Genomic DNA, 22,037 nt, shown 5'->3' with positions numbered 1-22,037 from the left:
CGACTCATTCGAATATTAGGACACTCTATGCCAGCTCCAATTAGCGAACGTAAACTAGCCAATGCCATCCGTGTACTGTCGTTTGACGCGGTTCAAAAAGCCAACTCTGGACATCCGGGTGCGCCAATGGGTATGGCTGATATTGCCGAAGTTTTGTGGCGCAAGTTTTTGAAGCACAACCCAGCAGATCCTAATTGGCACAACCGTGATCGCTTTGTACTGTCAAACGGTCATGGCTCGATGCTTATTTATTCGTTGTTACATTTATCAGGTTACGATGTCAGCGCTGATGACCTAAAAGGTTTCCGTCAGCTGCATTCAAAAACTCCAGGTCACCCTGAGCTTGGCTACACGCCTGGTGTAGAAACGACGACTGGTCCACTAGGTCAAGGTATTGCCAATGCCGTTGGTTTTGCGATTGCAGAAAAAACCCTAGCCGCGCAGTTCAATCGTGACGGTCATAACGTCGTTGACCATAACACCTATGCATTCTTAGGCGATGGTTGCTTGATGGAAGGTATCAGTCATGAAGTGTGCTCACTGGCTGGCACGTTGGCGCTTGGTAAGCTAGTCTTCTTTTATGATGACAATGGTATCTCAATCGATGGTAATGTCGAAGGCTGGTTCACAGATGATACGCAAGCGCGTTTTGAGTCGTACGGCTGGCAAGTTATCAAGGTCGACGGTCATGATGCTGATGCGATTACGCAAGCCACTGAACAAGCGCTTGCAGAGTCTGCTAAGCCAAGTCTCATCATTTGTAAAACAACTATCGGTGCTGGTAGCCCGAATAAGCAGGGTCTCGCAGCCAGTCATGGTGCGCCACTTGGTGATGACGAAATCGCCTTGACTCGTGATGCATTGTCTTGGAAACATGCTCCGTTTGAATTAGATGATGAAATCTATGAAGCGTGGGATGCCAAAGCCAAAGGCGACGTACAGCAAAAGAACTGGAACGCAGACTTTGAAGCGTACACAAAAGCCTATCCAGAGCTTGCAGCAGAATTGTTACGTCGTTTAAATGGCGAGTTGCCTGCTGACTTTGCTAGCCAAGCACAAGCCTATATTCAGCAAACGCAAGAAGCGGGCGGCGATGTTGCTAGTCGTAAAGCCAGCCAAAACGCTATCAACAGCTTGCAGCCATTATTACCAGAACTAATGGGTGGCTCAGCGGATCTAGCAGGCTCAAACCTTACGCTATTTAAAGGCGCTAAAGGCATCGAGAAAGACGCTGACGGTAACTATATCTATTACGGCGTACGTGAGTTCGGTATGACCGCGATTGCCAATGGTATCGCATTACATGGTGGTTTTATCCCTTACGTAGCCACGTTCCTAATGTTTATGGAATACGCACGTAACGCGGTACGTATGGGCGCACTCATGAAGCAGCGCGTCATTCATGTTTACACCCATGACTCTATCGGTCTGGGTGAAGATGGCCCAACGCATCAGCCAGTTGAGCAATTGACTAGCCTACGCACGACGCCAAATCTACGCACTTGGCGTCCGTGTGATGCAACTGAATCTGCTAGCGCTTGGGTAGAAGCAATCAAGTCTGAAAACAATCCTTCAGCGCTAATCTTCAGCCGTCAGAGCTTGCCACATCAAGCACGTGATAGCGAGCAAGTCGCGAACATCACCAAAGGTGGTTATGTATTGGCAAAAGAGCAGGGCGAGCTACAAGCCATCATCATCGCCACTGGTTCAGAAGTTGGCCTAGCGATGGAAGCATATGAAACATTGAGCGCAAATGGTGTTGGCGTCCGTGTGGTGTCTATGCCATGCGCAGAGATTTTTGTTGAGCAAGATGCTAGCTATCGCGAATCCGTATTACCTGCCAACATCCGTGCTCGCGTCGCAGTCGAAGCGGCGCATGTAGATTACTGGTATAAGTTCGTTGGTCTAGATGGCAAAGTCATCGGTATGACGACTTATGGTGAATCTGCGCCTGCCAGTGACTTGTATAAAGAGTTCGGTATCACGATTGACGCTGTGGTCGAAGCGGTAAATAGTTTGGTGTAATTAGCCTGACTGAGTTAGTGTTTAAAAAAGAGCCATCAGAGAAATCTGGTGGCTTTTTTTATGGTAAATTGAGCTAAGCTTTCAAATTTTTACGGAAGTTTAAATTTTGCTTATTACCTAAGTTGTTTATAAGAATCGTTCTTTAATAGTATGAGTTTATCCTACCATTGTTTGAACCTAATCAAGATTTGATAAGGAAGTGTCAGTTTGGAATTTCATGAGATTAATTGGATTGCGACAGCAGCATGGGTGCAAGCTATTGGAAGTATAATAGCAATTGGCATCGCAATATGGGTTCCCTTTAAGCTAGCTAAAGACTCACAAAAGAAACAAGAAGCTGAGAAGATATCTCTCTCAAGAGTAGTACAAGTGTCTTTACTACCAGATTTATATAGATTACGTTCATGCACTAAAGATTTTCTAGATTTTCAATCAGGGGGAAAATCTTTTCTTGGTGTGAACAGAAGCCCCGAAGATTTTGATGAGGACTTTTTTAGTTTGGTGAAAGAGTACGCTAATATTTTAAAAATTGCATCGAAAAGTGGAGTCATACAAGAGCAGTTAACAGAGCTTATGTCCATTGTATTGCAAACAAATGAACTTCTTGCAGAAAATACTAGGTTACAACGAGATGGCTATCATGCAGCTTGGACTAATCATAAAGATCTATTTATTGAAGCTGCAGAAAGTATTAATGAGCTATCAGACAAAGTTATTTTAAGTATTGAGTCACTGTATTAGCTTCAGTTTAGAACAGCGAATAAATTCTGAAATCTGAGAATTTTCAAGATATATAAACTTTAATAAGTCTTTTTTTGAGATTTTCTTATGTCCATCAAATCCAGCTTTAAAGGTTTCCTAGGTGAGACCGTCATCAACGTCGCCATGTGGCTTAAGCTTGAAAAAGATGTTTACCACCGATTAAACGGTATCACCTTGCCAAGAGCCAATGGCGGCAGCACCCAAATCGATCATATTATCGTCTCCGTATACGGCATCTTTGTGATTGAGACCAAAAATTATAAAGGCTGGATATATGGTAGCGAGAACCAAAGACAGTGGACACAAGTTTTCCAAAATGGCAGTAAATTCAAATTCCAAAACCCATTGCGGCAAAACTACTTGCACATTAAGACGCTCGCAGATTTATTAGGTTTAGAGCTAAGCTACTTCCATTCGATGATTGCCTTTATCGGTGAGTGCGAATTAAAAACCCGCGATGAGTTACCCGAGCATGTATTGACAGGTGGCATGGTGTCGTATGTAAAGAAAAAGCAAGATAAGATACTCACTGAAGACGAGGTCACATCCATTGTTGAGCAGATTAATAGCAATAGATTTAGTAAGTCTTGGCGCACCAATCGGCAGCACAAAGCCTATCTAAAAGACAAGCATAGCAATCCAAGCCAGAATACGAATAAGCAGCCTAGCGGTAACGCTAATGATAAACCAACTGCTAAAGTGGCTAATAAGCCTATACCAGAGCCGATAGTAAAAGAGACCGCTAAACGAGCTATTCTAAAAAGTAGAGAAGTGCATCGATGGTCTGGTCAGACTGAAATTGAATCTAGCGATTTACCAATTGATAGTATGGATACTCAGCAGGCAGATATTCAGCATACAATTATATCGCACGATATTGCTGATAAGGTTTTTCTTACGCCGTTTGAGGTTGTAGAGTCTGAGCCAAAAGTTAATGAACCTGCGATAATTGAAGCGACAGACAATGCCGCTAATCTTGTCCAAATACCAACCTGTCCAAGGTGTAACGGTGAGATGATTAAGAGAGTAGCAAAAAAAGGCCTGAATCAAGGTCAGACCTTTTTTGGTTGTAGCCAATTTCCCAAATGTCGCGGTGTGGTGAATATTGATTAATCGTTAATCATCTTAATCGTTAATCATCTTAACCTTAATCATTTTAACCTTAATCATTTTAACCTTAATCATTTTAACCTTAATCACCTTAACCATATATCTCTTCTAAACGTAAACAAGCAACCAATCGACCGTCCCATTCGCGCAGTTGTGGCTCTACTTCGCTGCATTGCGAGGTGGCATAGGGGCAGCGTTTATGTAGGGCGCAGCCACTTGGTGGATTAAGCGGACTTGGTAGCTCACCTTGTAGGGTCAAATCATTTTTATGACCGTTTACCGTTGGTGCCGCAGCCAATAATGCAATGGTATACGGATGTTTTGGCGCATTATAAATCGCTTCTTTAGGGCCGTGTTCGACCGCTTGACCCAAATACATCACCATCACATCATTAGCAACATGACGTACGACCGATAGATTGTGCGAGATAAAGACGTAGGCAGTACGATATTCATCCTGCAAGTCCATAAATAGATTCAAGACTTGCGCTTGAATGGACACATCGAGCGCGGAAGTTGGCTCATCAGCGACGACGATTTTTGGATTGAGCATCATGGCGCGGGCGAGGGCAATTCGCTGCCGTTGACCACCCGAAAACATATGCGGAAAACGACCAGCATGTTCAGGACGTAGACCCACGTTTCTCATCATCTCGTTGATCTTGTCGCGCTTCTCTTCTTTGGACAGTTTGGTATGAATATCCAATGGTTCAGTCAATTGATAGCCAATGGTATGGCGTGGGTTCAAGCTCCCATACGGGTTTTGGAAGACCATTTGTATTTCAGTACGCAACTCTTTTAGCGCCTTTCTACTATAGCCAGTGGTGCCTTCATCGTTGATAAATAGCTCACCATGTGTAGGTGCTTCGATCAGTGTCAACTGGCGGGCAAGGGTGGATTTGCCGCAGCCTGACTCACCAACGACGGCCAATGTCTTGCCAGCTTCAAGCTCGAAAGAGACACCATTGAGCGCTTTTACGTAGGCCTTTGCTTTGCCCAGACCTTGTGATACTGGGTAGTGCTTGTGTAGATTGTCTGCTTTTAGGACCACTTTATTACTCATACTGGTGACTCCAAAGTAGCAGCGTGAGAGGGGCGAGAGGTAATATTAGAATCAATACAACGCACCTTGCCATTGGGCGTATCTAAAATAGGTGGCGGTACTTCGCAAGCAGGCTCTTTATACGGACAACGCGGAGACAGCAAGCAACCAGCCGGCCGGTCATATTGACTTGGCACGACCCCTGGTAAACTGTTTAGCCTATCTTGACCAATAGCCAACTCAGGGATGGCTTGTAGCAATGCTTCAGTATAAGGGTGTGCAGGGTTTTGGAAAATCTCTGGCACGGTACTGGTTTCGACCACTTGTCCAGCATACATGACCGCGACATCACGCGAGTTTTGCGCAACCAGACCCAAATCGTGGGTGATTAATACCATGGCCATTTGTTTTTCGCGTTGCAATCGGCTCAGCAAATCCATGATTTGCGCCTGTACTGTGACATCCAGGGCCGTGGTTGGTTCATCTGCGATAAGCAGTTTTGGCTCACAAGCAATGGCCATCGCAATCATAACCCGTTGACTCATACCGCCTGATAGTTGATGCGGATATACCTTAAGTCTGTTTTTGGCATCGGGCATCTCGACCAACTCTAGGAGCTCTAAGATGCGTGTTTGTACTGCTGCGCCTCGTAAACCAAGGTGTTTGCGTAGTACTTCACCTAGCTGCATCTCAACCGTAAAGCTTGGATTTAGGCAAGACATCGCATTCTGAAAAATCATAGAGATGTCTTTACCAATGATGCCGCGTCTCTCTTTGGCTGACATACTGAGCATGTCTTTATTGTCAAAGACCACTCGCTGTGCGCGTACGGTCGCAGAAGGTGGCAACAGCCCCATCAGCGCCATCATAGTGACTGACTTACCTGAGCCGGATTCACCAACGACAGCGATGACCTCCCCTTGGGTTATCTTTAACGATACATCATCGACTGCGCGAAAGGCACGCACTCCTTGTCCAAAAGTGACAGACAGGTTCTCAATATCTAGCAGCAATGGTGAGTCTTTTGTTGATGCGCCATTCATAGACGTGTGAGTGATAGGCGTATTAATTAATGGTTCAGTCATCTTAGGTCACCTGCTTTAATTTAGGATCTAGCGCATCGCGTAAGCCATCACCAGTCAGGTTAATCGATAGTGCAGCTAAGAAGATAGCGACACCCGGCCAGATTGCTAGCCAAACATTACTTTGAATATATTGACGCGCCGTACCTAGCATCGCGCCCCATTCGGCATCAGGTGACTGTACGCCAAAGCCTAAGAAACCAATCGCACCCGCTTCTAAAATAGCAGATGAGAAAATCATCGTTGCCTGTACGATAAGCGGTGCCATACAGTTGGGCAAAATAGTAATAAACAACAAACGAAGCACGCCAGCGCCCATCACTTGTGAGGCAATAAAATATTCACGTTGTAGCTCTACCATTGCTGTGGCACGAGTCAGACGAATAAAAGGCGGTGTACAGACCAGTGCGATCGTAATAATCGTATTGGTCATAGAAGGCCCTAAGATAGCGGCAATGATAATCGCCAATAGCAAGCTCGGATATGACATCAGAATATCATTGACTAGCATGACCGCTTTGCCCCAGACCTTTGGCCAGAACGCTGCACTCAGCCCAAGTGAGATACCAACCAACATCGCCAAAGTCGTTGCGCTTAGACCGATAAACAACGAATAACGCGCGCCATACATCACTCGAGACAATGTATCTCGGCCCGCATCATCAGTGCCTAGCCAAAACATCGCATTGCCGCCATCTAAAAAGGCAGGTGGCAACTGCTCTTGACCGGTGAATAACTCATAAGGATCGTGGGGTGCAATAGCAGGCGCGAGTATAGCAACTAGAACCATCAGTGCCAGTACAATAAAACCAATCACGGCGCCTTTGTTTCGGCAGAATGTCGATAAAAATAGCTGCCAAGATGACGGCGGTGTGGCTGCCATCAGATTGACATCAGAGGGAAGAACAGAAGGCTTCATGAGCATTTCCTATAGTGGCTAGCGCATCGGTTTCGTTTGGGCTTCCTTCCTAACAATTATTAGAAATTTGCTAAAACCTCTAGAACCATGCAAGCGCTAATTATCACTATTTATAATGTGAGTATTTATCAATGTTAAATTAAGAAGTATGGCGAATACGTGGATTGATCAGACCATACAAAATATCAATAAATAAACTAACCAAAATCAGAGCGGTGGCGACCAATAAAATACCGTTTTGTACAATAGGGTAGTCACGCGTGAAGAATCCATCGAGCAACCAGTTACCAACACCAGGCCAGCTAAAGATTGTCTCGGTAATAATGGCACCCGCGAGCAACGTTGCCATCTGTAGACCAACGACTGTAACAACAGTAATCAATGCGTTGCGCATCACGTGAACCAGTATCACTCGGCGTGGAGATAAGCCTTTGGCTCGTGCTGTACGTACATAATCTTCATCTAACACCTCCAGCATCGCAGAGCGCGTCATCCGTGCAATCATCGCTAACGGAATGGTCGATAATGCAATCGAAGGCAATATAAAGTGTTTGACCACATTCCAAAACGCGCCAGGTTCTCCTGATGTGAGAGAGCCAAGTAACCATGAGCCATACAATGGCTGCACGTCCAAAAACTGAGCGACAGATATCACGCCAGCGACGGGTAAAAGACCTAAGTAATGAGCGAAGATACCAGTCAGGATGGGGCCCAATAAATAAATGGGCATAGAGTATCCTGCCAGTGCACCTGACATGAGGGTATAATCAATCCACGTACCACGGCGTAGGGCAGCAAAAATTCCCAAGCTAATACCAACGACGCTAGCAATAACAATGGCACACAGCGCTAACTCTAAAGTAGGGACAAAGTGAGCAAAGAAGTCTTGTAGTACGGGTGTGCGAGTACGAAAAGATTGGCCGAAATCACCTGTCAAGATACCCGTTAAATAATCCCAGTACTGAGCAATAAGAGGTTTATCTAATCCTAGTCGCTCGAGGGCACGAGCATGTAGCTCTGGATCGACCATACGCTCACCCATCATAATCTCGACTGCATCTCCAGGTACGAGACGAATCAGAGTAAAAGTTGATAGCGTTAGGCCGAGATAGACGGGTATTAAAATGGCAATACGACGCAGAATATAAAGTAGCATGGGCTGCTCAATAGTTGTGGTTCAATGATTAGAGTATTAGTAAGGATGAAGAGTTCCGTGGCAAATCGCTTAATGCATATTGCTTATATGAATTCGGCTGGAGCATAGTAACTGACCCAGCCGAAAATCAATGAATAAATTGCGAATGTCGTAACGGAGTTAATCAGTCAAGGTTATTCAACTTTTACACCATCGAAGCGTATTGAGCCAAGTGGGCTGATTTTATAATCGACAACGTTTGGTGCGGTGAATACCGTCACTACTGAATGCGCCATCGTCGTCCAAGGAAGCTGCTCTTTGAATATTTGCTGAGCTTGCTCATATTCACTGACACGCTCATCTTGATTATTAATCTGACGGGCATTGGTCACCAAATTATCGAAGTCTTTGTTACACCAGCGTGAGTAGTTATTGCCACCGACCGCGTCACAAGACAATAATGAGCCAAGCCAGTTGTCTGGATCACCATTGTCGCCAGTCCAGCCCGCTAGAATGACATCAGGCTCGCCTTTAGCCGCGCGCTTGAGGTACTCGCCCCACTCATAAGTCACAAGTTTGGTATCAACACCAATTTTCGCCCAGTCTGCTTGCAGCATTTCAGCCATTAGCTTGGCATTTGGATTGTACGGACGCTGAACAGGCATATACCATAAATTGATAGCTAGGTTGTCCGCGCCGGCTTCTTTAATCAGTGCTTTTGCTTTTTCGACGTCGTAAGGCGCGTCTTGAAGTGACTCGTCATAGCCCCACTGCGTTGGTGGCATTGGGTTGGTCGCCTTGAGACCTTCGCTCTGATAAACCGCGTTGATAATGGCATCTTTGTTGATCGCCATATCTAATGCTTGACGAACTTTAAGATCGCTCAATTGAGGTTTTTCTACGTTGTAACCGACATAGCCAACGTTGAAGCCAGGCTGATCTAGCACAGTAGCTTTACCTGATTTTTTGACAGATTCAATTTCGGCAGGTTTTGGATAAGCGGACACGTGACATTCGCCAGCTTGCACTTTTTGGGCGCGAACTGCTGAGTCTTTAGTGATGACAAATACTAGGTTGTCGATATAAATGTCGTCTTTGTTCCAGTAGTCTGGGTTTTTGGTATAACGAATTTGCGCATCTTTTTGATATGAAGTAAAGACGAAAGGTCCGGTACCTACGGGCTTAGTATTAATATCAGCAGCATTATCAGAGGCTAGTAATTGATCTGCGTACTCAGCAGAGTTGATGTAAGCGAAAGGCATCGCTAGGTTCTGTAGGAACGGCGCATTGGTTTCGCTAAGGGTGATTTTCACCGTATAGTCGTCAACCTTTTCGATATTAGAGATAATATCAGGTAGCCCCATACCGACCGAATATGGGAATTCAGCAGGATAAGCCTTATTGAATTCAAAGTCTGGGTCAGTGATACGTTCTAGCGTAAAGACAATGTCATCCGCGTTGAAATCGCGAGACGGAGTAAAGTAGTCAGTTGTACCGAATTTAACCCCTTTGCGTAGATTAAAAGTATAAGTCTTACCGTCTTCGCTAATGTCCCAGCTTTCAGCAAGTCCTGGTTGAATCTCTGTCTCCGCTCTTTTGAATTCTACCAAGCCATTGTAAATAGGGAATGCACTCGCATCAAAATCCGTGCCTGAAGTATACTGCGCTGGATCAAATCCAGCAGGGCTACCTTCAGAGCAATAGAGCAATGTCTTCGCAGCTTTAGCGTCTGAACTAGCAGCAGAGTCGTCGGTAGTTTTGTTGTCTCCACTACAGGCACTGATACCTAAGACAAACGTCGCCAACATCGTAAGTTTGAAGAGTGATTTTTGCATTATTACATCCTATGTAATGGTAGTTATTCATGTATCCATATGCTAGTACTTGAGCATGAATACGATGAGAAAGTATTTAATAACCTCTAAAGTCTCCATCTATACAATATTTAATATATACAAAATAAAACATATTAAAGGTTGTTATAACTTTAAATTATATAGATGGAAACTAAAAATATAAGCAAGTCGTTCGAATATACTCTTTTAATCTGTAGTAACGCAAGCTATAAATAAACTAATTTTGATAAAAAATAGATTATTATGCTGTTAATAGCATGATTTTAGTGGAATGTACTATAATTTATTGATTTTTGTCTATACATTTTATTTTTACAGGTATGCAGTTAAAAATTATTTCTGTATATCTTTATTACTAAATATAGACGTCAAGAAATAAACTGGTTACGTTCGTTTAGTGTAGCCAGTTATGAAGTGCCTTTAGGATGGTTATCTGTGCTGTGTGGCGATATATATGACTATATTTTATGCAGAGATATTTTCGGCATGATCATGAGTTGCCTTGATAAGGTCTGCTAGTTTTTCGGCAATCATAATGGTTGGCGCATTGGTGTTGGCGCTAATAAGCGTTGGCATCACTGAAGCATCGATGACTCGTAATCCACTTATACCGCGTACCTTCAGTTCCAAATCAACCACGGAGCTGTCATCTGAGCCCATGCGGCAAGTGCCTACTGGGTGATAAATAGTATCTGATTTATTGCGGATATAGCCAAGCATGCCATCTTTTTCGATGTAAGGGGCAGGGTAGTCTTCCGTGATGTACTTAGCGAGCGCGGACTCCTGCATGATGGCTCGAGTCCGCTCGGCGCCTGCCACCATATACTCTACGTCTTTTGGATGAGACAGATAGTTTGGATCGATCAAGACGGCATCAGATGGGTCTGCTGAGTCCAATCTGACAGTGCCACGACTTTCAGGACGTAAGTAACAGCTATGGCAAGAGACAGCAAACCCACGTCTGAGGTCGCGGCCATGCTCGATCACGCGCGAGATGACAAAGTGTAGCTGGGTGTTTGGCCACTCTTTTGGATCATCACCGACGCTAAAGAACGCACCTGCTTCGGCATAGTTGGTAGATAGTATGCCTGTACCGTCCTTTCTCCATTGCCGAATGCTTTTGGTCAGTGTCGAAATAGATGCCATGCCAATACCGATAACGTCAGTAGTATTGACCTCGTAATCAAAGACGACGTCTAAGTGATCCTGTAAATTGCCACCGACTTCAGGTGCATCTACCACCACATCGATACCATGAGACTGCAAATGATCTGCAGGACCAATACCTGAAAGCATCAGAACTTTGGGTGAACCAAACGCACCACCTGATAGTAAGACTTCATGACGTGCCATGACAGTGTGTTCGACGCCGTCTTTTTCGTAGACGACACCTGTTGCTTGATTGTCTTTGATAATGACGCGGTTAGCCTGAGCATGAGTGATAACCGTCAGGTTGGAGCGGTTTTGTACAGGATGTAGATAAGCGGCCGCAGCAGAGCAGCGTTGGCCTTGTTTTTCACCATGGAAATGAGTGACTTGATATAACCCTGTACCGTCTTGCTTTTCGCTATTAAAGTCGGTGTTATGATCTAGGCCATTGGCAATCGCAGCTTCTACGAATGCTTTAGAAATATCTCGTGGACTAAGTAGGTCACTAACATGCAGCGGCCCGCTATCACCATGTAGGTCATCGCTACCACGGACGTTGTTTTCAGCTTTAAGAAAGTAAGGCAGGACATCCTCCAATCCCCAGCCAGTACAGCCTTGCTCTACCCAGCGCTCATAGTCTAATCTACTACCGCGTGTATAGATCATGGCATTGATGGCTGATGAACCGCCTAGGCATTGTCCACGCGGCTGAAAACCTTTGCGGTTATTAAGGTGCTCTTGCGGAGTGGTGTGAAAGCACCAGTTATTCAATTTAAGCGGTTTGCCAGGAACCATCAGAATCAGTCCAGCAGGTACTCGTACTGCTAGATCTTTGCCATCACCGCCGTACTCTAACAAGCAAACACTGATATCTGGATTCTCAGTAAGACGGCTGGCGAGCACGCAGCCCGCTGAGCCACCGCCTACGATGACATAGTCAAAGGTTGTGTCAAATTCCATTTTATATTCCTTATAGCATCCGTGCTAATTAAAATAGGCTACGCTTTACAGTAACTATTATTCTGCTGAAATAATAAAATAAAAATGACTCAGCGGTATCTGTTTGTACCAATATCATAGGAGAAGCTAAGACTGTTGTATTTGGTACATCATTTAAAATGAATGCTACTTAGTGTTGCACCGAACGAGCTTATATCGCACAGATTTCTGAGCGTACGATAAAGCGTTTGCCTTCAGGTATTTCTAAGGAAAAACTTGCACCGCGCCCATCGACGACATCAATGGTGAGGTCGGTGTGTTGCCATAGATTATACTGTGCCTTACCCATATAGAATGGACAGCCAGCAAGCTCACCAACCAGTACATCTTGACCGCCCACTTTGAACTCTCCTAATGGATAGCACATGGGCGAGCTACCATCACAGCAGCCACCTGATTGATGAAACATCAGCTCACCATGTTTAGATTTAAGCAGTTCAATCAAGGTAGTGCAGGCTTCTGTTGCTGTAACTTTCATAATGACTTCCTTATCATGTAAATTATAGTTGTAGAAATTGTTTTATTTGAAGTGAAGTAGGTTAGCTCATATTTATATTAAGTGAGAATATAAAAAGTCGTATCACTTTCACTCACATCATTTATAGCATGTGAACGAAAATGATACGACTGATGGTTTATGATCTATAGTCAAATTATCTCTAATCGACTATGTTAAGAAAAAGTCAAAATATCACGAGTGATAATTACATACTATAATCAATGACAATACGACCCTCGATTTTTCCATCGCGCATACGATCAAAAATGTCGTTAATATTTTCTAGTGGTTCTGCTGCCACAGTCGCTTTGACCTTTCCTGCGGCGGCCATATCTAAAGACTCCTGTAAGTCAAGACGTGTACCCACGATAGAGCCGCGAATAGTGATGCCGTTTAATACGGTGTCAAAGATAGAGACAGGGAAGTCGCCTGTTGGTAAACCATTACAGACCAAAGTACCCCCACGTCGCAACATGCTCAATGCTTGGTCAAACGCTTTAGATGATACTGCTGTTACTAGTGCACCATGCGCGCCACCAATCTCTTTTTGTAGATACTCACCAGGGTCAGTGTCTTTTGCATTGACTATAACTTTGGCACCTAGCTTCTTAGCAAAGGCAAGTTTTTCGTCATCAATATCCACTGCTGCAACATTTAGCCCCATTGCAATGGCATATTGCACTGCCATATGACCTAGCCCACCAATACCTGAGATCACGACCCAATCGCCTGATTTGGTATCAGTCATTTTGAGCCCTTTATAGACAGTGACCCCTGCACACAGTACTGGTGCAATTTCTACAGAATCAACGCTATCAGGAATAATACCAACATAATCGGCATCCGCTAGAACATATTCTGCGAAGCTACCATTGACTGAATAACCAGAGTTTTCTTGGCTCTCGCATAGCGTTTCCCAACCGCCCAAACAATGAGTACAGTGTCCACAGGCTGAGTAAAGCCAAGGTACGCCAACTCGGTCACCTTCTTTTACGTGAGTAACACCGTCACCGACGGCAGTGATTAAACCAACGCCTTCATGTCCTGGGATAAATGGAGGACTGGGCTTGACCGGCCAATCTCCTTCGACTGCGTGTAGATCAGTATGACAAACGCCTGACGCTTGCATTTTGACCAAAATTTGACCAGCACCTGGGGTGGGAGTATCTACTTCTTCGATTTTTAGAGGTTGATTGAACTCGTGCAATACGGCTGCTTTCATTTTATCAGTCATGTCGTTATTCCTTGTCATAAGTCTTGATATAGCCAACTCTCTATAGATTAGATACGTTGTTAGCCTCGTCTAGTCTACTACTTGTAGTACTTTCACGCGCCTTCCTTGTATCCGAACTAGATTGAACCGACTATCGCTACTATATGAAAATGCTCTATAAGCACTCCTAACACACTTTGCAACCTCAGTTGCAAAGTACTTTAAGCCTGTATTTAAATGTGCGCCTAGAAGAAGCCCATTTTCTTCGGATCGTATGATACCAGCATGTTTTTGGTTTGTTGATAGTGATCTAACATCATCAAATGGTTTTCGCGGCCAATACCAGACTGTTTGTAGCCACCGAATGCAGAATGCGACGGATAGACATGGTAGCAGTTAGTCCATACGCGGCCTGCTTGGATGCCACGTCCGAAACGATATGCTTTATGAACACTGCGCGTCCAAATACCTGCGCCCAGACCATACAACGTATCGTTGGCAATTTTCATTGCGTCTTCATCATCTTTAAAGGTAGTCACGGCAAGTACAGGTCCAAAAATTTCTTCTTGGAACACACGCATGTCGTTTGTACCTTCAAAAATAGTAGGTTTAACATAGTAGCCGTCTGCTAGGTCGCCATCGTGTTTGGCTTGATCGCCACCAACTAGGACTTTTGCGCCTTCTTGTTTACCAATATCTAGGTAAGACAGGATTTTCTCTAGCTGGTCTGAGCTTGCTTGTGCACCAATCATAGTGTCAGTATCTAGTGGATTGCCCATTTTAATGGCTTCGACACGGGCGACACAGCGTTTGATAAATTCATCATAAATACTTTCATGTACCAGTGCACGTGATGGACAGGTACAGACTTCACCTTGGTTAAGCGCAAACATGACCAAACCTTCAACCGCCTTGTCTAAGAAGTCATCATCTTCATCCATGATGTCGGCGAAGAAGATGTTTGGACTCTTACCGCCCAGCTCCAAGGTCACAGGAATGATGTTTTCACTGGCATATTGCATGATAAGACGACCAGTGGTGGTCTCGCCAGTAAAGGCAACTTTATTGATACGCGGGTTTGAAGCCAGCGGTTTGCCTGCTTCGACACCAAAGCCATTAACCACGTTCAATACGCCTTTAGGTAAAATATCAGCAGCACCGATAATTTCTAGCATGTATAGAATAGAGGCAGGGGTTTGTTCCGCAGGTTTAAGAACAATACAGTTACCTGCTGCTAATGCAGGGGCTAGTTTCCATACGGCCATTAGGATAGGGAAGTTCCAAGGAATAATCTGACCGACAACGCCAAGTGGCTCATGGAAGTGATAGGCGACAGTATCATCATCGATTTGACTAATGCCGCCCTCTTGGGCGCGAATGGCACTAGCGAAATAACGGAAATGATCAACGGCTAGAGGGATATCTGCTGCAAGTGTCTCACGCACTGGCTTGCCGTTTTCATAACATTCAGCAATAGCGATAGACTCGAGATTGGCTTCCATTTTATCAGCGAGTTTGAGTAGGATATTCGCACGTTCTGTCACACTGGTTTTGCCCCAAGCATCTTTAGCAGCATGTGCCGCGTCTAAGGCTTTTTCGATATCGGCTGATTTTGAGCGGGCAACTTGGCAGATGACTTTGCCATCGATGGGACTGGTATTGTCAAAGTACTCACCATCAATCGGTGCTACCCATTCACCATCGATGAAATTGTCGTATTTTTCGCGGAATTGGACTTGGCTTTTTTCGGTATTCGGATAAGGGTATAACATTAACTGCTCCTTGTTGTTTTATATATCAGGTACACGATGGGTAAACCATAATTCATCATTTTATTATGTATGAAATAAAGACTTATATCGTCGTTACTTAATCTTCCTAATTAAGTTCTCAATCAATCGTACTGAACTTTTGCTTATACTTATACTCAATTTTAATAATGATTAGTCGGTATACGTATGAAATTTAGTTATAGAAAATGTATCGGTTAAAGTGGTTCGTAAAGTTGATGTAGCTGCTATAATTATTGGCAGTTTTTTAGGCTATTGCATTTATAAATTTGCTGATAGCGGCTCTTTTTTTCTAAGTTATTGGTTGGTTTACATATATGCGTCAATCTTCTGCTCTTGATATCTTAAAAACAGGTCAAAACGTCTTTTTGACCGGCTCAGCAGGTTCAGGTAAGACTTATACTCTCAATCAATACATCGACTATCTACGCGCCCGCCGTGTGCCCGTTGCGGTGACCGCCAGTACGGGTATTGCCGCCACGCACATGAATGGCACGACGATTCATAGCTGGTCAGGCATCGGTATCAAAGATGAGCTGACTGATCGAGATTTGACCACTTTGTCACGCAAGCAGTTTTTGGCAGACAGATTGAAAGATACTGCGGTATTGGTCATCGATGAGATTTCGATGCTGCATGCCAAGCAGCTTAACTTGGTCAGCCAAGTGCTTAAACACATTCGCAAAAATGACAAAGCGTTTGGCGGTATTCAAGTGGTTGTTGCAGGAGATTTTTTCCAGCTACCACCGATTGGTAGTAAAGGTGAAACCAATCGTGAAAAGTTTGCCTTTATGTCTGAGGCGTGGCTCGATGCTAAGTTCCATATTTGCTATTTGTCTGAGCAGCATCGTCAAGTCAGCGATGCGGCCAACGGTGGTCTTGACTTGGACGATATTCTTAACCAAATTCGTCGTCAGGAAGTGACTTTTGAGGCAATTGCCGCTTTAGAAGCGACTTATGACCAAAGTGTCGATATCAAGCGTACACGTCTGTATACGCACAATCTCAACGTGAATAAAATCAATGATAAAGAGCTGGCCTCTCTAGATGGAGAGATGATGCGTTTTGAGGCGACGGCGACAGGCGATAGTAAGCTGGTTGAGACGTTAAAAAAGACCGTCCGCACCCAAGACGAGTTGATTCTCAAAGTTGGCGCAAAGGTGATGTTTATCAAAAACAATGCTGAGCTTGGCGTCTCTAATGGAACAATGGGCGAGTTGATTGGTTTTGCTGCTGTCAAAATAGACGATAAAGAAAGTAGTGACGCGTTAATTGAAGGTGATAGCAGCGATGATGTTGATGAAGATGCTGCTGGCGAAAAAACAACGAAAGGTAAGAAGTCCGCTGCTAAAAAGGATAAAGAAAAACCAAAGTCGAAGAAACCACCGACCCAGAAAATGCCTGTCGTGCGGCTTAATTCAGGACGAGAGGTTATCGCTGAGCCTGAAGAATGGATTATCGAAGATGAAACGGGTGATGTGCTAGCAAGTTACTTACAAGTGCCGCTCTGTCTGGCATGGGCGATTACTATTCATAAATCACAGGGCATGACCCTCGATGCAGCTGAAATTGACTTGTCACGTACTTTTGAATTGGGACAAGGCTATGTGGCATTGTCACGTCTCAAGTCGCTATCAGGCCTACAATTGCTAGGTATAAATGACATGAGCTTGCAGCTGGATCCTCTAGCACGCGGCGCTGATAAGCGGTTCTTGGTACTGTCTGAAGAGGCTGATGCCAATTATGCGATGCTAGATGAAGAGAGTATGACGCAGGCGCATGAGAAGTTCATCTTAAAATCAGGTGGTACATTGAGTAAGTCAGTAATTGATGCGTATGCTTCTCTACAAAAGAAGCGCCGTGAACAGCAGCAAGCAAAAATCGATAAAAAACAGAAGTTAGGCAATCAAGTCTCTGACAAATCAGACAGTACGCTGCTTGCGACCAGAGTATTATTAGAAGAAAGCTTAACCATCGCAGAGATATCACAAGCGCGTCAGCTATCACAGTCAACCATCATGCGGCACATCGGTGAGCTAAAATCACAAGATCCAAGTCTTGCCTGCGATCATCTGCGTCCAGATAATGAGGTGATGACAGCGGTTGGTAATGCCTATGTCGCGATCAAAGTCGCTAATAACCCCAATGATTTCAATGATGATGGTAGTATCAAACTGCGTCCGATATTTGATCATCTCAAACAGAGTATTGATTACAATACCATTCGTCTCGCATTAATTTTTATTACACCTTAATCTTTACGATATTTGAGAGTTTTTTGTACTCAGTATAAGCATTCATCAGAGCGCTCATTGTGATAGCGCTCAATTTCTATATCCCTTTATAGCGATACCCTTTATGCCTGATTTTTCTAGCGCTACTTATCAATTGACCTCTGACCCGATAGCCGCGACGTTTCGTACTACGGGCGAGAGCATAAAACCGTTGAGAATTGCTATCAATGGTTTTGGACGTATAGGGCGTAATGTACTGCGTGCCTTGCTGGAGCGTTTTGAAGTGCTAGGCCGCGCGATTCATGTAGTGGCAATTAATGATTTGGCGCCAGCGGATATTTTGCTGCATTTGTTAAAGTTTGACAGCACACATGGTCGTCTCAGTCGCTTAGGGGTTGATGCTGAGATTGTAGGAACTGAGTCAGACGATGTGAACAATACCCAACTCTGCCTGACCAAGAACAACCTAACTTACTGCATCAATATGCTGTCTGAACCTGATCCTAAAAACTTATCTTGGCAGGCGCTGGGTGTCGATGTAGTTTTAGAATGTACTGGGCATTTTCGCTCGTATGAGCAAGCGACGTTACATATTGATGCTGGTGCGCAGCAAGTTATTATCGGCGCCGCACCATTTGACGATGTGGATGCTTGCATCGTCATGGGTGTGAATACAGATGCGCTCACGCTTGAGCTACCGATTATCTCTAGTGTCTCTTGCACCACGCAGGCATTGGTACCGCTGATTGATACGCTAGATAAAGCGTTTGGTGTACAGTCTGCCATGATGACAGAGATTCATGCAGTCACAGCTGACCAAACGGTGCTCGATCAAGCACATCGAGACCCAAGACGGGCGCGCGCTTCTGGCTATAATATTATCCCAACGACGTCCAGTAGTATTGCTGCGACAGAGCGGGTGCTACCAGCTATGGCTGGCAAGATAAATGGACATTCGATACGGGTGCCCACTATCGACGTGGCTGCGATTGATGTCACCTTTGTATTTGATACGCCAGATGTCGATATTGAGACAGTGCGAAAGGTGCTCAAATCTGCCAGCCAAGCACATCTGCATGACATCATGGCCTATACCGATGAGCCACTGGTATCTAGTGATTTTATCCATCAGACTGAGTCACTCATTATTGATGGTCAGCAGCTTATGCAAGTAGGCGGTCAGTATAAGGTTTTTGCGTGGTATGACAATGAATGGGGCTATGCCAATAGGCTGCTCGATATGTGCTTACATCTGGCCTCAAGCCAGCGATAATGCACCAATTTACAAGTATTCGAAAATTAATTGAATTTTTTTAGATTAGGGGCTTGCATTATAAAATGATATCTATATAATGATGCACCAATGGAGACGTGGCAGAGCGGTTGAATGCACCGGTCTTGAAAACCGACAAGGGTTAATAGCCCTTCGAGAGTTCGAATCTCTCCGTCTCCGCCAAATTCGAAAAAGCCCCAATCAGCAATGATTGGGGCTTTTTTTATGGTATTGATAAAAGTAGCCAATACTACCTTCTATAGAGCTCTCAATATAGTGCGGGGCGGCTACTTCACCAGTGAGTCTTCAAATTCGATTGTCTGATCGTCTACTAAGATAAGCGTGCCTTTATTAATCTCGATAGTCATGCCGTTAGCGTTTTTGATAGCACGCATGACATTGATATCCTCAATACTGCTTTCGATAATTATTTTTCCGGATTGTTCTGGTGCGATAGGTGGATCAAACGTTGTCAAAGGCACATTGAAGTTCTTGCCTTTTTTCAGGTTGGCATCCTTCATGGTTAGCGTACCTTTAAAGCTTTTTATCGCACCTGTCCCATGATTGGATAGCATAAACTGCATTTTGACTTGATTTAAGCTATCGCTATCACTGGTTTTCACAGGTAGTAGGGCGACAGGGTACATCTGCGCGGTAGCGTTAGCAGCCTGATCAGTGACGATAGGGCTTTTCTTGCCCGTTGGATTGTTTGGATGTAGACGCTCGTATTCACGCTGTTGTATCAGTGCTTGCTTAATAGTAGTGCGCGGCATGGCACCTGACTCATAAGCATCGCTCAACTTCATGCGCAGCATATATCGGCTGAGCACTTGTTGGTCAGCCTCAGACAGTTGCTCAAAAGTTTGCCCTAACTTTTTTTGCCATTGGTCAGAATCTGTCGGTATGGTTATCTTACTTGGATCAGTCTGCGGCGATGAGCAGCCAGCCACAATCGCTAGCATGGCTACTGTTACGGTTGAAAACAAAGCTTTGTTGAAACGCTGATGTAAGCTCGTCATCGTACACCTCCTTGTAAACCTGTGTTATGTTGCAACCTCATAAATAGTCACGACTATACTCTTAATATACCTTGTTTAAACATCTGTTGTGTTTGATTATGGATAATTACAGTCGCAGATAGCTTGGAGTGTCTAAAAATATATATACGGTAGATTAGATGGTAGAAGGGTGTAATAAGAAGAGAGTTGGAGAAATATCGGTAATGTTTCAACTTTTATAACGGCCACAAAAAAAGACCAAACTTGCTCAAGCAAGCTTGGTCTTTTTTATTCTGATAGCACTGAATAATGCTATTTTTATAGCGCTACTATCAATCGTCTAGTCGTCATCTTGTAATTCAGATAGCGGATGAGTGATGTTATTGTTATGCGTCACGACAATCGCTTCATCAATAATGTGCTGGCTAACGCCGCGCTTACGTAGCGTTTCGATGAATACTTCATCATGGGCAAGCGTATAATCCTGATGGTCACGATCCAAGCCCTGACGAATGTAAAGACGAATAAGCCCTTGAATGCGCTTAAAGCCCAAGTCTGAAGACGTCGTTTCTAATAGGGTAATCATCTCTTCAGACAAACGAATACTAATCGGACGCATGATCTTCTGCGGATGCGCAGAGAATTTATTTTTTACACGTACAGGTATCATAATAAACCATTACTTTTAGTGAGTATGAGCAGAGCACTCAAACAAAAACGAACCCAATTAAATCTAACCTTACCATACAACAAAAATGTCTAAAAGAACACCGCAGCCGTGCTAATATTATTAGAGGTAAATATAAAAGGTACAACAATAAAAAAACCTCCATCAAATTATGATGAAGGTTTTTAGTATATGGCTCTCCAACCTGGGCTCGAACCAGGGACACACGGATTAACAGTCCGTTGCTCTACCAACTGAGCTATTGGAGAATAGATGGTCATAACAACAAGTTATTGATGCTTTGTATTAAAGCAATTAATTATCTTGTTTGCGTTATGTGGGGCACATTTTAGCCAAGTCGTTACAGGCTGTCAACCTTATTATGCGTTTAATTATAAATATTATCGCAATTATTGAAAATTAACGTCAATCCCTTGTCCGATAAGCTATTTCAAGGCTCAATTTTATAGAAAATGACTATAAATAGGCTGCAAGAATAAAGATTATTTTCAGAAGCTCTCATCTGATATATAGGAAAAATGATAAAAGTATAGAAATAGATGTGAATTGAATAAAGTCAAACTAGATTTGATGCTTTGTATTTTTAAATATAAAGGTGGTGCGACATCGTTTGACACAATAAAGTTGCAAGATAACCCTTCACATTGGTAGTAGAGTTCTATAAAATACCGACCATGTGGTTTCTTTGCTATGTTTTTTCATAGCATGCGTTGAAAAAAGCGGGTGTTCTAAAGATGAGTCCTACTACGATTGCTTACGGTTATCTGACTATTGCCATTATATGCGAAGTGGTGGGTACGACTTTTTTAGTAAAGTCAGAACAGTTCACCCGTTTGGTGCCAACTTTGATGATGGGCGTGCTCTATGCTATCTCATTCTATCTGTTGGCTCAGACGCTCAAGACCATACCGCTAGGCATTGCGTATGCACTGTGGGGCGGGCTTGGGATTGTGCTGACATCACTCGCTGGTGTGGTGCTATTCAAGCAAAATCTCGATACAGCAGCAGTGGTCGGTATCGCGATGATTGTCGGCGGTGTTGTTGTGATGAACTTATTGTCTAATTCTGTGGTGCATTGATATGGTAAATGCTTATAAGCGTAAAAAACAACCAGAAGTCATTCGTCGTGCGTTGTTAGATCAGGCAGCACGTATCACATTGGAGCAAGGCTTATCTAAGGTAACGTTTCAGGCAGTCGCTGATGCAGTTGGGGTTACCAAAGGTGGTGTGATGCATCATTTTTCTACCAAAAACGCACTCGTG

18 protein-coding genes and 2 tRNA genes are annotated in these 22,037 nt (G+C 44.0%); 8 read left to right on the top strand and 12 right to left on the bottom strand.

Annotation, left to right across the window (positions count from 1 at the left end; all coding sequences use genetic code 11):
* Positions 1-27: 27 nt before the first annotated feature.
* From tkt to ACT3QQ_RS03025, 3 genes are all read left to right on the top strand, one after another.
* Positions 28-2,025, top strand: coding sequence for a transketolase (tkt, locus tag ACT3QQ_RS03035; RefSeq protein WP_444526857.1), 1,998 nt, complete (start codon positions 28-30; stop codon positions 2,023-2,025).
* Positions 2,026-2,232: 207 nt separating this feature from the next.
* The gene (locus ACT3QQ_RS03030; protein WP_444526856.1) at positions 2,233-2,766 is read left to right on the top strand and encodes a hypothetical protein; all 534 of its coding nucleotides are present in this window, start codon (positions 2,233-2,235) and stop codon (positions 2,764-2,766) included.
* Positions 2,767-2,853: 87 nt separating this feature from the next.
* Complete coding sequence (locus ACT3QQ_RS03025; protein WP_444526855.1) at positions 2,854-3,900, top strand: NERD domain-containing protein; 1,047 nt, start codon at positions 2,854-2,856, stop codon at positions 3,898-3,900.
* An 88-nt stretch (positions 3,901-3,988) separates the two neighbouring features.
* On the opposite strand, the gene ACT3QQ_RS03020 is transcribed toward ACT3QQ_RS03025, so the two are convergent.
* The 9 genes from ACT3QQ_RS03020 to exaC all read right to left on the bottom strand — a co-directional run bounded on the left by ACT3QQ_RS03020 (position 3,989) and on the right by exaC (position 15,563).
* On the bottom strand, positions 3,989-4,960 hold the full coding sequence (locus tag ACT3QQ_RS03020; protein WP_444526854.1) for a peptide ABC transporter ATP-binding protein: 972 nt from the start codon (positions 4,958-4,960) through the stop codon (positions 3,989-3,991).
* Positions 4,957-6,024 carry an ABC transporter ATP-binding protein gene (locus ACT3QQ_RS03015; RefSeq protein ID WP_444526853.1) on the bottom strand — a complete coding sequence of 356 codons (1,068 nt, stop codon included), beginning with the start codon at positions 6,022-6,024 and terminating at the stop codon, positions 4,957-4,959. Before ACT3QQ_RS03015 ends, ACT3QQ_RS03020 begins: the two co-directional genes overlap by 4 nt.
* A gap of 1 nt (position 6,025) precedes the next feature.
* Positions 6,026-6,940 carry an ABC transporter permease gene (locus ACT3QQ_RS03010; RefSeq protein ID WP_444526852.1) on the bottom strand — a complete coding sequence of 305 codons (915 nt, stop codon included), beginning with the start codon at positions 6,938-6,940 and terminating at the stop codon, positions 6,026-6,028.
* 139 nt (positions 6,941-7,079) lie between these two features.
* A complete protein-coding gene (locus ACT3QQ_RS03005) occupies positions 7,080-8,096 on the bottom strand; it encodes an ABC transporter permease (RefSeq protein WP_319052180.1) in 1,017 nt (338 codons plus the stop codon).
* Between the two features lie 173 nt (positions 8,097-8,269).
* Positions 8,270-9,910 (bottom strand): ABC transporter substrate-binding protein, encoded by a 1,641-nt coding sequence (locus ACT3QQ_RS03000; RefSeq protein ID WP_444526851.1) that lies wholly within the window; start codon positions 9,908-9,910, stop codon positions 8,270-8,272.
* 486 nt (positions 9,911-10,396) lie between these two features.
* The gene (locus tag ACT3QQ_RS02995; RefSeq protein WP_444526850.1) at positions 10,397-12,040 is read right to left on the bottom strand and encodes a GMC family oxidoreductase; all 1,644 of its coding nucleotides are present in this window, start codon (positions 12,038-12,040) and stop codon (positions 10,397-10,399) included.
* A 190-nt stretch (positions 12,041-12,230) separates the two neighbouring features.
* Positions 12,231-12,557, bottom strand: a complete 327-nt coding sequence (locus ACT3QQ_RS02990) for a DUF779 domain-containing protein (protein WP_444526849.1) — start codon at positions 12,555-12,557, stop codon at positions 12,231-12,233.
* Positions 12,558-12,783: 226 nt separating this feature from the next.
* On the bottom strand, positions 12,784-13,812 hold the full coding sequence (gene adhP / locus ACT3QQ_RS02985) for an alcohol dehydrogenase AdhP (RefSeq protein ID WP_444526848.1): 1,029 nt from the start codon (positions 13,810-13,812) through the stop codon (positions 12,784-12,786).
* A 224-nt stretch (positions 13,813-14,036) separates the two neighbouring features.
* A complete protein-coding gene (gene exaC, locus ACT3QQ_RS02980; protein WP_444526847.1) occupies positions 14,037-15,563 on the bottom strand; it encodes an acetaldehyde dehydrogenase ExaC in 1,527 nt (508 codons plus the stop codon).
* Between the two features lie 335 nt (positions 15,564-15,898).
* Between exaC and ACT3QQ_RS02975 the strand changes: the two genes are divergently transcribed.
* The 3 genes from ACT3QQ_RS02975 (at position 15,899) to ACT3QQ_RS02965 (ending at position 19,271) form a co-directional block, all read left to right on the top strand.
* Positions 15,899-17,836, top strand: coding sequence for an AAA family ATPase (locus tag ACT3QQ_RS02975; RefSeq protein ID WP_444526846.1), 1,938 nt, complete (start codon positions 15,899-15,901; stop codon positions 17,834-17,836).
* Between the two features lie 103 nt (positions 17,837-17,939).
* Positions 17,940-19,088 (top strand): type I glyceraldehyde-3-phosphate dehydrogenase, encoded by a 1,149-nt coding sequence (locus ACT3QQ_RS02970; RefSeq protein ID WP_444526845.1) that lies wholly within the window; start codon positions 17,940-17,942, stop codon positions 19,086-19,088.
* A 92-nt stretch (positions 19,089-19,180) separates the two neighbouring features.
* Positions 19,181-19,271: transfer RNA gene (locus ACT3QQ_RS02965), tRNA-Ser, on the top strand.
* Between the two features lie 104 nt (positions 19,272-19,375).
* Here the strand turns inward: ACT3QQ_RS02965 and ACT3QQ_RS02960 are convergent.
* From ACT3QQ_RS02960 to ACT3QQ_RS02950, 3 genes are all read right to left on the bottom strand, one after another.
* Entirely contained in the window at positions 19,376-20,107 is a 732-nt protein-coding gene (locus ACT3QQ_RS02960) for a hypothetical protein (RefSeq protein ID WP_444526844.1), read from the bottom strand.
* 319 nt (positions 20,108-20,426) lie between these two features.
* Positions 20,427-20,756, bottom strand: coding sequence for a CopG family transcriptional regulator (locus ACT3QQ_RS02955; protein WP_444526843.1), 330 nt, complete (start codon positions 20,754-20,756; stop codon positions 20,427-20,429).
* Between the two features lie 190 nt (positions 20,757-20,946).
* Positions 20,947-21,022, bottom strand: a tRNA-Asn gene (locus ACT3QQ_RS02950).
* A 486-nt stretch (positions 21,023-21,508) separates the two neighbouring features.
* Between ACT3QQ_RS02950 and ACT3QQ_RS02945 the strand changes: the two genes are divergently transcribed.
* Together ACT3QQ_RS02945 and ACT3QQ_RS02940 are read left to right on the top strand one after the other, a co-directional pair.
* Positions 21,509-21,853, top strand: coding sequence for a DMT family transporter (locus tag ACT3QQ_RS02945; RefSeq protein ID WP_444520545.1), 345 nt, complete (start codon positions 21,509-21,511; stop codon positions 21,851-21,853).
* Between the two features lies 1 nt (position 21,854).
* On the top strand, positions 21,855-22,037 hold a 183-nt coding region (locus ACT3QQ_RS02940), incomplete at its 3' end, for a TetR/AcrR family transcriptional regulator (protein ID WP_444526842.1).

Origin of the sequence: Psychrobacter sp. AOP7-A1-24, assembly GCF_052376235.1 — a bacterium.
Taxonomy (GTDB): domain Bacteria; phylum Pseudomonadota; class Gammaproteobacteria; order Pseudomonadales; family Moraxellaceae; genus Psychrobacter.
This window is presented reverse-complemented; position numbering and strand designations above follow the sequence as displayed.

Bases quoted from the DNA above. Each gene is read 5' to 3' on its own strand.
- ACT3QQ_RS03010 (WP_444526852.1), bottom strand. From the start codon at position 6,940: ATGAAGCCTTCTGTTCTTCCCTCTGATGTCAATCTGATGGCAGCCACA.
- ACT3QQ_RS02990 (WP_444526849.1), bottom strand. From the start codon at position 12,557: ATGAAAGTTACAGCAACAGAAGCCTGCACTACCTTGATTGAACTGCTT.
- ACT3QQ_RS02975 (WP_444526846.1), top strand. From the start codon at position 15,899: ATGCGTCAATCTTCTGCTCTTGATATCTTAAAAACAGGTCAAAACGTC.
- exaC (WP_444526847.1), bottom strand. From the start codon at position 15,563: ATGTTATACCCTTATCCGAATACCGAAAAAAGCCAAGTCCAATTCCGC.
- ACT3QQ_RS02970 (WP_444526845.1), top strand. From the start codon at position 17,940: ATGCCTGATTTTTCTAGCGCTACTTATCAATTGACCTCTGACCCGATA.
- ACT3QQ_RS02945 (WP_444520545.1), top strand. From the start codon at position 21,509: ATGAGTCCTACTACGATTGCTTACGGTTATCTGACTATTGCCATTATA.
- ACT3QQ_RS02960 (WP_444526844.1), bottom strand. From the start codon at position 20,107: ATGACGAGCTTACATCAGCGTTTCAACAAAGCTTTGTTTTCAACCGTA.
- tkt (WP_444526857.1), top strand. From the start codon at position 28: ATGCCAGCTCCAATTAGCGAACGTAAACTAGCCAATGCCATCCGTGTA.
- ACT3QQ_RS03025 (WP_444526855.1), top strand. From the start codon at position 2,854: ATGTCCATCAAATCCAGCTTTAAAGGTTTCCTAGGTGAGACCGTCATC.
- ACT3QQ_RS03015 (WP_444526853.1), bottom strand. From the start codon at position 6,024: ATGACTGAACCATTAATTAATACGCCTATCACTCACACGTCTATGAAT.
- ACT3QQ_RS02955 (WP_444526843.1), bottom strand. From the start codon at position 20,756: ATGATACCTGTACGTGTAAAAAATAAATTCTCTGCGCATCCGCAGAAG.
- ACT3QQ_RS03020 (WP_444526854.1), bottom strand. From the start codon at position 4,960: ATGAGTAATAAAGTGGTCCTAAAAGCAGACAATCTACACAAGCACTAC.
- ACT3QQ_RS03005 (WP_319052180.1), bottom strand. From the start codon at position 8,096: ATGCTACTTTATATTCTGCGTCGTATTGCCATTTTAATACCCGTCTAT.
- ACT3QQ_RS02995 (WP_444526850.1), bottom strand. From the start codon at position 12,040: ATGGAATTTGACACAACCTTTGACTATGTCATCGTAGGCGGTGGCTCA.
- adhP (WP_444526848.1), bottom strand. From the start codon at position 13,812: ATGACTGATAAAATGAAAGCAGCCGTATTGCACGAGTTCAATCAACCT.
- ACT3QQ_RS03000 (WP_444526851.1), bottom strand. From the start codon at position 9,910: ATGCAAAAATCACTCTTCAAACTTACGATGTTGGCGACGTTTGTCTTA.